We start from the raw sequence: 12,806 nt of genomic DNA, 5'->3' as shown, positions 1-12,806 counted from the left end.
GCGGTTCGATTGTTGACGCTCTGGCCTATCCCCATTCAACATAAATGCAGGTAAGTACAAATAATTGCAGGTTGCGAACATCCCCGGCTCTGCCTCTCCTATGGTATCGTGTTCGTAAAGAAACGAAAACAATGGCGAGGAGCGATCAATAATGAGCAGCGTCCCCTTGAATCCGGAAGAAATCAATCAACGCCTGTACCGGTACGACCATGTGCATGTAAGTCTAAACGACAAACAAAGTATAACGGAAGAGCAGCTGATGCGCTACCGCTCGTCAGGCTTCCTGTCCGTCAACGGGTTGCTGGATGCCCCGGCGGTCGAGAGCGCCAAGCAAGCGCTGGCAGACCTTCTGTTCATCGACCGCAGAGACGCGAAGCTGCAGTTTACGAGGCCGGAGAAGGAGCTGAGTTCGCCCGAGGAGAAGGAGCTCGCGCTCCGCAAAATCTACGACTTCGTGGAAACGGAGGAGCGGCTGCGCGCTATCGCCTGCCATCCGGCGATTTTGGACGTCGTTCGGGGGATATTCGGAGAGGAACCGAAGCTGATCCAGGACATGGCGCTCCTGAAGCCTCCGCACGGCGGCGGCGAGAAGCCGTGGCATCAAGATATGGCCTACGGGACGTTAACCTATACGAAAGCGGCGATCGGCGTATGGATCGCGCTGGACGAAGCAACCGCCGGCAACGGGTGCATGCATGTCATTCCCGGCTCTCACCGGGAAGGCGCAACGCCGCATTACGCGGTGCGGGACTGGCAGCTGTGCGACGCCCAGGTTCCCGTCGAGCGGGATGTAATCGTGCCCCTTCAGCCGGGAGGCGTCTTATTCTTTCATGGGATGCTGTACCACGGCACGCCGAGCAACTTCTCCTCCGATCGCAGAAGAGCGCTTCAGTTTCACTATGCGCCCGTCTCGGCGGAACGGGTAAGCCCGCAGGAGTACAAACGAATGTTCACCAACGAGCTGTCCGGCGCGGAGTGTTGATCCTTCCTTTAGCCGCGATGCCGATTCTATTCAGCCGTGCAACTTCCTTCTTCTTCCTGCGTCTAGAATATTAGGACAATTATGGAAGGGGACCCACCATGCAACGTCGCAAATTCATGATCGCCGCACTGGCATCCGTCTTATTGAGCGGACTGCCGGCTGCGGCAGCCGCTCCGCAAGAAACCGATCGCCTGCTCGAACTATCGCCGCGGCCCATTACCGTGATCCTGCTGGATTATTCCGCCGCCCTGCGCGCACAACTGCTTAACGGCACCTTGATGGTACCTGGACGCGACCTGCTGAGAGCCATCGGATACAACGTTGAATGGGATGCAGCACGTCAGACGCTGACGGCCAGACATGCGAGCAAGCCAGCGCTCGTCTTCCAAGCCGGCAATGCTAACATCGCCATCGGGAGCAGCACGAAGAAGAGCCCGACTGCTCCGTTCGTGGCGGACGGGACGCTTCAGCTCCCCCTGCGCATCACGATCGAAGCCGCCGGTCTGAATGTGGCCTGGAGCGGCGCGAACCGCGAAGCGCTCGTCAACGATCCGCAGGCGCTGCCGAGAATCAGGCTTACGACGCGGGCGGACAACGGGAGCGTCGAACAGCCCTTGAACCTGACGAACTATTTCCGCGCGAACATGAACATCGATGTCGATGTGAACCTGCTTCCACCGGACTACTACTTGGAGAAGAATCGCGTCATGATCGCCGCGGGCGACATGGGCTCCATGATGCTGGTGGAGAATAGCAATTCTTATTCGGACGAGCTGTTCCAGAGCTTCTCCCTGGATCTGACGGACGAGCTGAAGGATTTTCCGCGTTTGAAGCAGCTGGTCGACGGCACGCCGGGAGCTCGCACGGTCGATGGCCGAATATACGGCATTCCGCGGCCTCGCGATCCCCATGATTCGCCTTTCCCGGCCATTCGGAAGGATTGGCTGGACGTCCTGGGCGCAGCTCAGCCGAAGACGATGGATGAGCTGTACGCCGTACTGAAGGCGATGACGCAGCTGGATCCCGATGGCAATGGCAAGCACGATACGTACGGCATGACCGGCTATGTGACGGCATCCGATCTCGGTTCGTTTGCCTGGGTGGAGCAGGCGTTTACGGGCAGCCCGGATCGTTTCGCCGTTCGGGATGGCCAGGTCGTCGATCTAGCGGTAGGCGCCGGGGAGACGGAGGCGTTGAAGTGGCTGAACGGCGCGTATAAGGAAGGGCTGATCGACAAGGAGTTCCCCGTGAAGAGCGAGGAACAAGCGATGGCGAGCATTCGCGACAATCGTGCCGGAGCAGCCGTCCTGAGCGTACGGGAAGCCGCATCCCTCGCCCAAGGCAAAGTGGCGTGGACGCCCCTGGAAGGTTTGCGGGCGGACTCGGTCCGTGCTCCGATCGCGCCTTGGAATACGAGCGAGCCGGATGCGTATATCGTCACTCGCATGTCCCGCGTCGCGCCGAAGACGATTTTGCGCTGGCTGGATCAAGGTCTGGCGATGACCGAGTCGAAGGCCTGGGACGACGTCGACGGGTTCGATCAAGCCGACCGCTCCGCGCTCCAAAGCATCTTCGGCGAGCCCGATCTGCTGGACGATGCCGCGCTCCGGACGGCGAACGAACCGACGCGCGCGGCCTACGAATCGGCCATTGCCGAATGGCGCAAAACCTCCTACGCGAACGAGGTCGTCCCCGCCTTCTCCCGGTTGTGGAGCGCGGGCAAATACGCGGAGTTGAACGCCGATCTGCTGCAAATGAAGCTCAAGGTCATCATGGGCGCGGCGTCCCTGGATGACTGGGAGCAGTATACGAAGACGCTTGCGGCATCCGCGCCTTACAAAGCGATGCTAACGGATCTGGAGAAGCTCAAAGGTTAACCGTTTTTTTCAAAAATTATTTCGAACAGATGTCGATTTCTCCACGACCCGTTCGTCGTTCATATAGAGGAGGAGCGGCTGGTCGCTAAAGTTGCCCGAACTGCCAATCCTAGCATGACAAGCCCAATCCAACCCCTCGAAAAGGAGAAATGACGATGCTCTATCTATGCTTGGGATATTTGGATCCGGCCAAAATGGATGCCCGCCCGAAGTCGGAGATCGAGGCGGTCATGAGCGAGTGCCCGCCGCATCTCGATGAACTTTATAAGAGCGGCCGGGTCCTCTACGATGCCGGACTATCGCCGGAGGGCAAAAGCCTTCGGCGCACGAATGGCAATGTTACGATCGTCGACGGTCCCTTTACCGAAACCAAAGAGCTCATCGGCAGCGCGATTTTGATCGAAGCAAGCGGCATGGAGGAAGCCATTCGGCTGGCCTCGCTGCATCCGGCCCTGCAGATCGCCGCCGGCGAACAATTCGGCTGGGGCATCGAGATCAGGCCCGTCCATTACTTCAAAGGCAGCGAAACCTGAGACTCGTCCGAGAGACGATGAAGTCCGGCTAACCATTCGTTACGGCAGAAAACCCCATCCAAGGATGGGGTTTTCTGCCGTGGTGGGGTTCTCTGCCGTTCCTCCAAGAGACATTTTCCCACGGATTCGTCCGGGAAAACCGTCCGGGATATAGCTGCGTCCGCTTTCCAAAATAACACTGCGTTTACCGTTCCATCGGCAGCTTGCGAAGGCGAACGACCTCCGACGACTCCTCTTCCATGCCGGAGAAGGTCAGTCCTTCTTCCGCGAGCGCCGCCCCGGAGAGCTCCATCTTCCTGCCGCTGTCCTCGAAATGCAGCTCATACAGCGAGCTCGCATCCAGCCCTGTCAGCCTCAGGACGCGCTCAGGCTCCCCGCCGGTCAGACGGAAGGCGAAGAGCAAAGCTTCCTCCGCGCCTTCCAGGACGTACAAGTAGCCGTTCCACGAATCGCCGCTTCCGGTCCGGATCGTTTGGCCGGTCAGCCTGTGCATGTCGGCGCCCGCGACGAAGCGGCGGACGGTTTCCCTGTAAAAGCCGATCAGCTCCATCAACCGCGCCTTGGCCCAGCCGGGGAGCTCCGGCAGCCGGTACGAGCAGCCGAATCCGTTCAGCATGTTCGCGCGGATGATGTAATCGAGCCGGTGGCGCGGCATGTCCGGTTTGATCGGATCCTTATCGAGATTGCTGTCGTAGTGCACGATCGTCTCCGACCACGAGAAATGGAAGCAGGCGGACGGATGCAGCATCATCGACGCTCCCCAGAACAGCTGCAGGTGATGGCGGGTGAAATCCGGATCGCTCAGGAATGCGCCGTGCGTGTGACGGGCGAGCCCGAGATCGATTCGGAGCCCGCCGGACGAGCAATTCTCCAGATACACTTCCGGATACTTCTCCCGTACGCGCGTCAGCAGCTCGTAATAGCCCCGGTAATGCTCGAACAGTCCATCGCCGTCGCCATGCCCGTGATCGGTCCGGTTGCAGCCCGCGCACGGATCGAGATTGAAGTCGAGCTTGATCCATTCCGCCTTGTATTCGGTGATCAACCGCTCCAGGACGCCGAAGGCCCAGTCCCGCGCTTCCGGGTTGCCGAGGCAGACATAGCCGAGATGCTCGCCGTCGCGCCGCGCCGGCAGCTCCGGCCGGTGCGCTCCGATCTCGGACTTGATGCCGAGCGCCTCGATCTCGCACCAGATGCCGAATTTCATTCCCTTGCCGCGGACGTATTCGGACAGCGCGGCGATGCCGGACGGGAAGCGGAGCGTATTGATCTTATGCCAATCCCCCCGCTTCAGGAACCAGTCCACGTTCTCGCTCCAGCCGAGGTGATCGTTGCAATTCGGGTCCGGTTCCCCGAACCAGCCGGCGTCCAGCGTGCAGATCTCCAGGCCGAGCTCGGCCGCTTCGTCCGCATTCGCCCGGAACACGTCTTCGTTAATGGCGGAATCCTCGTACGGCCACCAGTGATTCCAGGCTGCCGGCACCGTGCGGGAAATCTCGTTCCGCGGATACCAATAGCGCCTGCCCCATCCTCCGAAGGCAATCGAGACGGCATCCAAGCCTCCCTCCGGCAAATGAGCATACAGCACCGCAGGGCTTTCCATCGTTTCGCCGGGTCGCAGCGTCTTGGCGAATTCCCAGTCGCTGAGACCGCCGGTCAGCCTGTAGGCGCCTTCGTCCGCGGGCTCGAATCGGAAGATCCAATTGCCCGACCAAGCGACGGCGCCAGCGAGCGTGCCTCCCTCGGCATCCCGAAGCGTAAACCAGGGATGCATGCCGCGCGAGGACCTTCCGGCGATGGCCTCCAGCACCTTGGTGCCCGCGAGGGGAACGCTGCGCGGAGAGAATTCCAATCCGTTCGTCGGACATTCGAAGTAATCGAGCGTATAGCCTCCCTTGGCAAGCAGGCCGCGAACGGTGTCGATCCGCGTGAGGCGGATATCGCGTTCGGACCGGTTCGATACTTGGATCCGGCGCTGCACGACCGGCGAGTCCGGATAGGACACGGTCACGGACGCGACGACTACATCCCCCGACGCCGATTCATACGTCTCCGTCGTTTCGCGCGAGCCGTCCGGCAGCTCCTTCCCTGCCTCCAGCGTTTTGACGTACCCCTCGCTCTCCGTTCCGCGCCGCCCGTCGATATCGAGCAGAAATCCGCTTAACATGCTGCACTCCCCTTCCGTGTACAATCCCGTATTTCCTTGCCTTTTCCAAACCCTTTTCATCCCTATTCCTTCCCATTTCCACTCGTACCGACTTAACTCCATCCTATTTCCGCTCATATTCGATCCTATGTCATGCCCCGTAGTCATCTCGCTATTCCTTCACCGAGCCGAGCGTGATGCCCGTAATGAAATACCGCTGCAGGAAGGGATAGATAACCAAGATCGGTACCATGCTGACCAATATTTTGGCCGCGTTCATCGTTCGGTCGGACAGCTTCGAGAGCCGTTCGATTTCGTCCGGCGTCATGTTCGTCGTCGGCTGCGCCGCCTGCACGATGATTTGGTTCAAATAGGTTTGCAGCGGATAATGGTTCGGGTCGTTCATGTAGATCAATCCGTCGAAGAACGCGTTCCAATGGCCGACGACGCTGAACAGCGTAACCGTCGCGATGGACGGCAGCGACAGCGGGAAATAGATGGCCCACAGCTTATGCCACGGCCCCGAGCCGTCGATGACCGCCGCCTCGTCGAGCTCCTTCGGCAGGCTTTTGAAGAAATTCATCAGCACGATAATATTGAAGACCGCCACCGCCGTAGGCAGCACGAGCGACCACATCGTATCGAGCATGTGCAGCGATTTGATCGTCAGGTACGTCGGAATGAGGCCTCCGCTGAAAATCATCGTGAACACGAGCACCCACATATAGACGTCGCGCGACCGGAATTCCGACTTGGGCCGCGACAGCGCGTAGGCGGATACGATCGTGAGGACGAACTGGATCGCGCCGCCGAGCAGCACCCGCTCCACCGAAACGCCGAACGCATGGAAGAACGCGCTGTCCGCCATGACGGCCTTATACGAGACGAGCGTGAAATGGACCGGGTACACCGTGACCAGTCCGCCCGATGCGGCCGCCTTGTCGCTGAACGAGACAGCCAGTATATGCACGAGCGGAAACAGCGTGCTGAGGCCAAGCAGGCTAAGAATAATGATGACGACGATTCCGAATACGCGCTCGGAGGCGCTGAGCCGAATGCCCATAGCGGTTCACACCCTTTAGAAAATACGATAGTTGGCAAACTTCGAAGCAAGGAAATAGGAAATCGTGATGAGGATGAGGCTGACGACCGATTTCAGGAGGCCGACGGCCGTTGCCAGCTCGTACTGCAATTCCTTCAAGCCGGCCCGGTAGACATAGGTATCGATGATATCGCCGGTCTGGTAGACCATCGGATTGTACAGATTCAAGATCTGCTCGAAGCCGGCGTTCAGCACGTTCTGCATGTCGAGCGTCAGCAGCAGGATGATCGTGGTGGCGATGCCGGGCATCGTCACGTACAGCAGCTGCTTCAGCCGGCCCGCCCCGTCGATGCCTGCCGCCTCGTACAAGCTCGGATTAATGCCGGTGAGCGCCGCCAAGTAAATAATGGCCGAGAAGCCGAACTCCTGCCAGACATGCGTGCCGACGATGACGCCGGGGAACCAGCCGTTGCTGCCGAGGAAAAAGATCGGCGAGATGCCGAGCTTGCCCAGCGCTTCGTTCACGATGCCGTCCAGCGACAGCACGTTGATGACGATGCCCCCGAGCAGTACCCACGAGATGAAGTGCGGCAGGTACACGATCGTTTGAATGCTCTTCTTGAACACCGCGTTCTTCACTTCGTTCAATAGCAGCGCGAACGCCAGCGCGAGCAGCTGCGTCGCGAGGATTTTCATGACCGCAATGGACAAGGTGTTCATGAAGATCGTCTTAATGTCCGGAATTTCGAACATATATTTGAAGTTCTCCAGGCCGATGAACGTCGAGCCCCATATCCCCTTGCCCGGATTGAACTCCTGAAACGCCAGCATCAGGCCGAACAGCGGGTAGATGCTGAACGCGGCGACCAATGCCATCGTGGGCAGCAGCATGAGGTGATAATGGACGGATACTCTCTTTTTCATAGTCATACTCCCGATCTGATTGGGTTTCATTGCTTGGTTCGTTGACTGGATATCGCCCTCGCATGTAAAAAATCGAGCGCGGAGCACCATCGCGTCCGCGCTCTCGCCTTTTCGTCAGTCGACCGTTACTGCTTCAACGCCTCGTTTACTTCCTGCGTGATTTCGTCCCCGCCCTGCTTCTTCCACTGGGACACGAAGTCGTCGAAATAATCGACGGGCTTCTCGCCGGTAATGATCTTGATCATGGCGTCCTCTTCCAGCTTGTTCAGGTTGGTCATCTTGCGCTGCATCGTCTTTGTGGTACTGTAGAACTCGCTGTACACCGGTTCGATATCGTTCTCGATGATCGGGTTAACGCCTATGATCCGGGAGATCGGTTCGCCGTAATTGTCCGGATTCTTGCGCAGCCAATCGATGCCCTTCGCCCAGAAAGCGCCCATCGTCTTGTAATTGACCGCCGTCGCTTCCGGGACATCCGGCAGCGCTTCGCCTTTGGAGGCGGCAAGGATGCCGGTATGGTCAAGAATGACGGAATCGGCCCGCCACAGCGCCAGCGCAATCGGAAGCGTCTGCCAGTTCGGAAGCACCAGGCCGGCGTACGGATCGCCCCCGGCATCGGCCGGGTCGTCAAGCGTTACCTGATACTCGTAGTTGACGACCTTCACGAGCGCTTCGGGATGCTTGAAGCCCTTCTTCAGCACCGCGATCGTGCCGATCGGCGTCTCCTGCTTGGCGCGCGCCACGCCGTCCGCGTCCTTCAGCGCGTAGGCCTGCCAATCGGCCGTCGGATCGTTCTTGATCGCGTCGTTCAGCGGCGACCAGCCCGACCACCAGGGGCCGAAGAAAGCGCCTGCCTTGCCGGAAATGACCAGCTCGTTCGCCTGCTCGTTCTTCAGCACCGGGAAGTCCTTCGGCACGAGCCCTTCGGCGTACATCTCGCTCAGCTTCTTCAGCGCGTCCTTGGTCTGCGGCTGGATCGAACCGTATTGGACGGTGCCGTCCGGGCCTTTGATCCAGTTTTTCACGTACGATTTGTAGTAGTCGAACACCGGGTCGAAGCCGTACGTGCTCGCCCACTGGCCCGTGAACGTCTGAGCGCCCGGCATGCCGATCGTATCCTTCTTGCCGTCGCCGTCCGGATCCTTCTCGATAAACGCTTTCAGAATCGCGTTCAGTTCGTCGATCGTCTTCGGCGGCTGCAGGCTCAGCTTGTCGAGCCAGTCCTTCCGCAGCCAGACGAGCGGATCGGAATTATGCAGCGTGCCCATCGTCGGGATGCCGTAAAGTTTGCCGTCCACCGTCGCCAGATTCATCGCCTTGCCGCCGTCGGTCTGCAGCACGCCTTTCAGCGCCGGACTGGCGTAATCCCGATACACCTGCGTCAAGTCCTCCAGCATGTCCGCTTTGATCATTTGCTGGTACTGCGTGTAGCTGACGAGCATGACGTCCGTGATGTCGTTGCTTGCGATCATGAGATTCGTCTTGTCTCCAATCGCGCTGCCCTTGACGACGACCGGGAACTGCACGTCGATGTTCATCTTATCGGATAAAGCTTGCACGTAACGGTTCTTCAGTACCGTATCGCCCTCCGGCAAACCCAGATCCTTCGGCGTCGAATCGGGATCGGCCTTCAATACCGTCAACGTCGTTTTCTCCGGCAGCGGGCCGAACGGATCCTTCGACCCGGAGGCTGCGCCGTCGTTCGCCGCGTTCGCGTTCGCCGGCGTATCGCCGTTTGCCGTATCGGGATCGTTCCCGTTCGAGCCGCTGTTGCCGCAGGCGGTCAATGCGAGGGACATGGCGAGCGCGACGGAAAGCGAGGCTTTGCGTAACGTCTTCTCTTTCATGCTGTAACCAACCCTTTCGTTCTTTTCTACATGCTTTGTAAGCGGTTTATCTATTTCCATGATAGAGAATTTCCAACGAGCGCACTATGCACTTCTGCGACCAATAAGGGCGGATTTCGTTCTTTCGAGATGAATTAAATCATACGATTAGCGCGCATTTTTCACACTTTCGCCTAGCGTTGCAGGGGCTAACCCGCGTTCTGCAATCAAGTCCGGCCGGTTTTGCGGTACTCGTTGGGCAGCATGCCCGTAAAGTCGCGGAACACCCGGCTGAAATGACGGTAATCGCTGAAGCCGCACTGCTCGGCCACGCGCGCGATCGGGTCGTCGGTGCGGAGGATGAGCCGTTTGGCGCGCTCCAGCTTCCGCTTGCGGACATAATCGCCGTAGGACTGGCCCGTCACTTTCTTGAAGCATTTGCTGAAGTATCCGCGGCTCATATTGACGGCCCGCGCAATCTCGGATTCGCTCGGCTCCGGCCCGTCCTCGCGGTCGAGCAGCTCGATCGCGCGCATCATATTCTCCGCGATCTGACGGGAGCCGTTCGCGTCGACGGTCGTCCGGATCGCGCTTCGGAAGCCGCGGAGCCAGGCTTCCCAGTCGCGCCAGCGCAGCAGGCCGTTCGTTTGCTCCAGCAGCCCCTTCAGCGAACCGGTTGCGAGAAGCCGTTCCCACTCGAGAACGACGGGATACAACCGTTTCAGCAGCGCTGTTCCGTCGATGCCCGCCGCGGCTGTCTCCCGCAGCATCGTCTCGAACCGCTCCTCGCTGTACACCCATTCCGGTCCATCCCAATTCGCCCCGATGATGATGCTGCCGGCGCGGTCCGTCGCTGCCGCGGCGGCTTCCGCCACCTCCGTCCAAGCTGCTTCGGCATAAGCCTCGGCGGCATGGAACAGCACGTGCCTGCGATAATCGCGCAGCACCGCGGCCGTATTCCGGCTGTCCGCTGCCTCGAGCCCCCCGATGCGCACGCAGGTCCAGCCGCTCTTCGCCAGACGCGGCCGGATGACGTCCGCGAGCGCGCCGGCCTCGGAAACCGCGAGCCGAAGCAGCCAAGTCGCGCCGTCGATCTCGGTTAGCCTGCCGTCGTACTCTTCCTGATCCTCCGGCGGAATCAGCTCCTGCGGCGTCCCGTCCGGTCCGGGCGCGAACAGCAGCAGCCCTTCCTGCCGAGGCTTGCCGCGATTGGCCCGCTCTTTGGAACCGAGCTCTTCGCTCAGCTTTCGCGCGATGCGTTCCAGCGTCTCGTCCACGGCCTCGTCCTCGATCTCCGTCTTGACGATATAATCCAATACCCCGAGCCGCATCGCTTCCTGAATGTATTTGAAATTGTCATGGCAGGTCAGCACGACGGCCGGCAGCCCCGGCTCCATTTCCTTCACCCTACGAATGAGCTCGAGCCCGGACATGCCGTTCATCGCCAAATCCGTCACCAACAGGTCGAACGGTTCCTGCCCGATCCGCTCCAGCGCGCTTTCGCCGCTTGCGGCGTCGCCCGCCACGACGAAGCCGTGCTTCTGCCAGGGAAACGTCGTCATGATCCCCTGACGGACGAGCTTCTCGTCATCCACGATCAGCACTTTATACATGCGGCTCTGCCTCCTTTCGCCTCGTCGGTATCGTAAACCAGTAGACGGTGCCATCCTTCTCCGAGCTCTCCGCCTGCAGCCTGCAGCCTTCCCCGAAATGCACGTCCAACATGCGGTTCACGTAGTTAAGTCCGATGCCGAGCCCCTGCCCGACCTCCGTTCCGTTTCCTTCGAACAGACGCGCGAGCTTCTCTTCCGACATGCCTGTCCCATCGTCGCGGACCGATATCGTCACGAAGCCCGGCTGCGACCGGCGAACCGTGACCTCGATCGTTCCGCTGCCTTCCTTCAGGCCGTGGCAGATCGCGTTCTCGACAAGCGGCTGAAGAATGAAACGGGGAATCTCGACCTGAAGGACCGCATCATCGACGTCGAAGGCAGCCTTGAACTGATCGTCGTTGCGGACGAGCTGCAGCGCGACGTAATCCTTCAACGCGGTCAATTCCTGCTCGATCGTGACGATCGAGCCTTCCTTGCCCAGGTTATACCGGAGCAGGCGGGTCAGCTCGGCGACCAGCTTGACGATTTTGCGCTGCCCTTCCGTCCTGGCGATCCACTGCACCGTATTCAGCGAATTGTAGAGAAAGTGGGGATTGATCTGCGAGAGCAGCTTGTCGACCTCCAGCTGCCGCTTCTCGTTCTCCTGCTGCCGGACCTCCAGCAGCAGGGACTGAATCCTGTCCTTCATGGAATGAAACTGCTTCAGCACCTGATCGAACTCCGCCACGTTCGTCCGTTCCGTCACGGTATCGAATTGGTTGGAGGCCATATGGCCGATTTCTTTCTTGAACAGCCGGATCGGCACGTAGACCGAACGCCAGACCAAATAGCCGAGCAGCAGGCTGAGGAGCATAAGAACGGCGCCGATGAGCGCCATGCGCAGCGCCCAGGCGCGGATTTCGCTCGTAAACGCGCTTTTATTAAAGGCCGCGACCAGATGCCAGCCGTAACGGCTCGTCGTATCGAAGACGTACGCATCCGCGGCGCTGCGGATCGTATCCCCGGATTCCCCCGCATACAGCGCGCCGATCTGGAAGCTTCCCGGCAGCTGGCTGTAGACGATTCGATTTTGTTCATTGGCGATAACGTATTTGATGTCCATCCCGAGCTGCTTCGTCTTCATGATGTTCGCGAGCGCGGGCAGGCTGGATTCCAGGTATAAATACAAATTGGACCCGCCCATCGTATCGACGGGGCGCGTGAGCGACAATACGAGCCCGTTTTTCCCATCCGCCAAGGAGGGGTGAGGGCCGTAGAAGGTGAACAGCGTCTTGTCGGTCAGCACCGGAAGTCCCGTCATGACGGGGGGCCGATTCAGTTTTCCGTTCTCGAAGAGCGTCTTGCCGGTATCCGGATAGTAGTAGAAATGAAAGCCGGCGTTCGGATTCGTAAAATCGATCAGGTTGAGATAAGCGTTGATGTTATCGTAATGCGTCTTCTTGCTGGAATAACTGTCCGTGGACAAATAGTTCGTCAAATCGTTGGATACCGTGCCCCCGTAACTCAGCTGACTGGAGACGGAAAGCAGGTTGTCGACCGCAAGGTCGGTGTCGCGGGATACTTCGTCCATCGTGAGCTGGATGTTTCGCTCGATCTTGTTGTACAAGATCGACGAGATCGTATAGTAGGAGGCGGAACCGACGATCGCGAACGTCATGAAGGTGCTGAACAGGAACACGACCGTCACCCGGTTTTTCAAGGAATACAAGAAAGGCCGGCCCGTAAACGCATGCAGCCGATGCTTCATCCGATTTCATCCCCTTCTGCCTGGCGTCTGGCCGAGACGTCATTGGCTTCTTACTGTCCCGACAAACGGAAGCGAAGTTCGCGGTACGCGCGGCGCACTCGCAAACTTCGCATGAA

Annotated in this window: 9 protein-coding genes; 3 read left to right on the top strand and 6 right to left on the bottom strand. The window is 59.3% G+C overall.

The window, feature by feature from the left end; all coding sequences use genetic code 11:
• Positions 1 to 151: 151 nt before the first annotated feature.
• From GT003_RS01405 to GT003_RS01395, 3 genes are all read left to right on the top strand, one after another.
• The gene (locus GT003_RS01405; RefSeq protein WP_161693648.1) at positions 152 to 982 is read left to right on the top strand and encodes a phytanoyl-CoA dioxygenase family protein; all 831 of its coding nucleotides are present in this window, start codon (positions 152 to 154) and stop codon (positions 980 to 982) included.
• A gap of 98 nt (positions 983 to 1,080) precedes the next feature.
• Entirely contained in the window at positions 1,081 to 2,859 is a 1,779-nt protein-coding gene (locus GT003_RS01400; RefSeq protein ID WP_161693646.1) for an extracellular solute-binding protein, read from the top strand.
• 155 nt (positions 2,860 to 3,014) lie between these two features.
• The gene (locus GT003_RS01395) at positions 3,015 to 3,392 is read left to right on the top strand and encodes a YciI family protein (protein WP_161693643.1); all 378 of its coding nucleotides are present in this window, start codon (positions 3,015 to 3,017) and stop codon (positions 3,390 to 3,392) included.
• A gap of 184 nt (positions 3,393 to 3,576) precedes the next feature.
• On the opposite strand, the gene GT003_RS01390 is transcribed toward GT003_RS01395, so the two are convergent.
• From GT003_RS01390 to GT003_RS01365, 6 genes are all read right to left on the bottom strand, one after another.
• Positions 3,577 to 5,559 (bottom strand): alpha-galactosidase, encoded by a 1,983-nt coding sequence (locus GT003_RS01390; RefSeq protein ID WP_161693642.1) that lies wholly within the window; start codon positions 5,557 to 5,559, stop codon positions 3,577 to 3,579.
• 151 nt (positions 5,560 to 5,710) lie between these two features.
• Complete coding sequence (locus GT003_RS01385) at positions 5,711 to 6,601, bottom strand: carbohydrate ABC transporter permease (protein ID WP_161693640.1); 891 nt, start codon at positions 6,599 to 6,601, stop codon at positions 5,711 to 5,713.
• A 15-nt stretch (positions 6,602 to 6,616) separates the two neighbouring features.
• Positions 6,617 to 7,504 carry an ABC transporter permease gene (locus GT003_RS01380; protein ID WP_161693638.1) on the bottom strand — a complete coding sequence of 296 codons (888 nt, stop codon included), beginning with the start codon at positions 7,502 to 7,504 and terminating at the stop codon, positions 6,617 to 6,619.
• A 125-nt stretch (positions 7,505 to 7,629) separates the two neighbouring features.
• On the bottom strand, positions 7,630 to 9,351 hold the full coding sequence (locus tag GT003_RS01375; protein WP_161693636.1) for an extracellular solute-binding protein: 1,722 nt from the start codon (positions 9,349 to 9,351) through the stop codon (positions 7,630 to 7,632).
• A 206-nt stretch (positions 9,352 to 9,557) separates the two neighbouring features.
• Complete coding sequence (locus GT003_RS01370) at positions 9,558 to 10,943, bottom strand: response regulator transcription factor (protein ID WP_161693634.1); 1,386 nt, start codon at positions 10,941 to 10,943, stop codon at positions 9,558 to 9,560.
• A complete protein-coding gene (locus GT003_RS01365; RefSeq protein WP_161693632.1) occupies positions 10,936 to 12,690 on the bottom strand; it encodes a sensor histidine kinase in 1,755 nt (584 codons plus the stop codon). The genes GT003_RS01370 and GT003_RS01365 overlap by 8 nt, the downstream gene beginning before the upstream one ends.
• Positions 12,691 to 12,806 lie beyond the last annotated feature (116 nt).

This window comes from Paenibacillus sacheonensis, assembly GCF_009909195.1.
Classification (GTDB): Bacteria; Bacillota; Bacilli; order Paenibacillales; family Paenibacillaceae; genus Paenibacillus_Z; species Paenibacillus_Z sacheonensis.
The sequence above is the reverse complement of the archived record's forward strand: the minus strand, read 5'-3'. Positions and strand labels throughout refer to the sequence as shown.

Coding starts and splice junctions, on each gene's coding strand:
- GT003_RS01395 (WP_161693643.1), top strand. CDS start 3,015: ATGCTCTATCTATGCTTGGGATATTTGGATCCGGCCAAAATGGATGCC.
- GT003_RS01365 (WP_161693632.1), bottom strand. CDS start 12,690: ATGAAGCATCGGCTGCATGCGTTTACGGGCCGGCCTTTCTTGTATTCC.
- GT003_RS01380 (WP_161693638.1), bottom strand. CDS start 7,504: ATGAAAAAGAGAGTATCCGTCCATTATCACCTCATGCTGCTGCCCACG.
- GT003_RS01375 (WP_161693636.1), bottom strand. CDS start 9,351: ATGAAAGAGAAGACGTTACGCAAAGCCTCGCTTTCCGTCGCGCTCGCC.
- GT003_RS01385 (WP_161693640.1), bottom strand. CDS start 6,601: ATGGGCATTCGGCTCAGCGCCTCCGAGCGCGTATTCGGAATCGTCGTC.
- GT003_RS01400 (WP_161693646.1), top strand. CDS start 1,081: ATGCAACGTCGCAAATTCATGATCGCCGCACTGGCATCCGTCTTATTG.
- GT003_RS01390 (WP_161693642.1), bottom strand. CDS start 5,559: ATGTTAAGCGGATTTCTGCTCGATATCGACGGGCGGCGCGGAACGGAG.
- GT003_RS01370 (WP_161693634.1), bottom strand. CDS start 10,943: ATGTATAAAGTGCTGATCGTGGATGACGAGAAGCTCGTCCGTCAGGGG.
- GT003_RS01405 (WP_161693648.1), top strand. CDS start 152: ATGAGCAGCGTCCCCTTGAATCCGGAAGAAATCAATCAACGCCTGTAC.